1 protein-coding gene and 1 pseudogene are annotated in these 1021 nt (G+C 73.3%); both read left to right on the forward strand.

The genetic code is table 11. The features are described 5' to 3' along the window. Nucleotides 1–295, forward strand: a pseudogene (locus tag G6023_RS10235) (septation protein SepH); the annotation flags it as partial. Nucleotides 296–303: 8 nt separating this feature from the next. Further along, on the forward strand, nucleotides 304–1021 hold a 718-nt coding region (locus G6023_RS10240), incomplete at its 3' end, for a DUF6928 family protein (RefSeq protein WP_182635358.1).

Below are 1021 nucleotides of genomic sequence, written 5' to 3' on the forward strand. Positions count from 1 at the left end.
CACCCCAGCCGGATCGTCGACACCAGCCGGACCGTCCACCCCCGCCGCATCCGCCCCTCCCGCGGGGACGGGACCGGTGGCGTCCGGGCGGTCGGAGCCGACGTCCGGCGCCTCCCGCCCCGCGGGGGTCCGTGGCGGGAACGACAACGACAACGACGACGACGACGACAACACCGACAACGAGGACTTCCTCCAGCCCACGCCCACCGAACCCGAACGACGCCCCTCGCGCCGTCATCCCACGATGCCCTCGTGGGAGGACGTCCTGCTCGGGGTCCGCGGTAAGGACGACTGAGTCCGGTCATGGGACACCACGTCGCAACCTTCTGGTATCTGGCCACGGACGATCCCGCCGCACCGATCCGGGCGGGACAGCCGTCCGACCCGGGTTTCGCGCGACGTCTGCTGTCGCGGCTGTTCCCGACGGTCACGGTGGCGTCCCTGGGCGCGTTCCCGCTCAACCGCTCGGCCTCGGCCGGGCCGGGGGAGATCTACGTGGGCTCGTTCCCGGGACTCACCGTCGTCCAGACCCCGATGGAGGGGCCCATCACGCCGTCCGCCACCCCGGAGTCGTGGCTGAAACTGGTCGAGGCGCCCACCATCCTGCTGTTCGCCCAGGATGCGGAGGACGGGGTGAGCGGATTCGCCCGGTGGGAGTCGGGGCGGCTCGTGCGGGCGTTCGCCGGGGCCGACGACCGGATCGTCGAGGACGAGGGCATGCCCCTGCCGTTCGAGAGGCCCTACTGGGCCGGCGAGTTCCCGCTCGACACGGCGACCGACACCCCCTTGGCGTTGCCGTTCTCGCCGTCGTCACTCCTCCACGCCGCCCACCGCGACTGGCTCGGCTTCGACCTGGAGCCGGGGGGTCTCGACGTGCCGGTCCACGGGTTCGCCACCGACGGTCGCCGCGAGGTACGCCAGCACACCCCGCTCTCCGGGCCGGCACTGCACGTCGTGGGGATGCCGGGCCGCGCCGAGCTCCACGCGGCCGCGAGGCGTGCCGCCGGCGTCGGGTCCGACA

Source organism: Dietzia sp. DQ11-71 (assembly GCF_014144995.1).
GTDB classification, from domain to species: domain Bacteria; phylum Actinomycetota; class Actinomycetes; order Mycobacteriales; family Mycobacteriaceae; genus Dietzia; species Dietzia kunjamensis.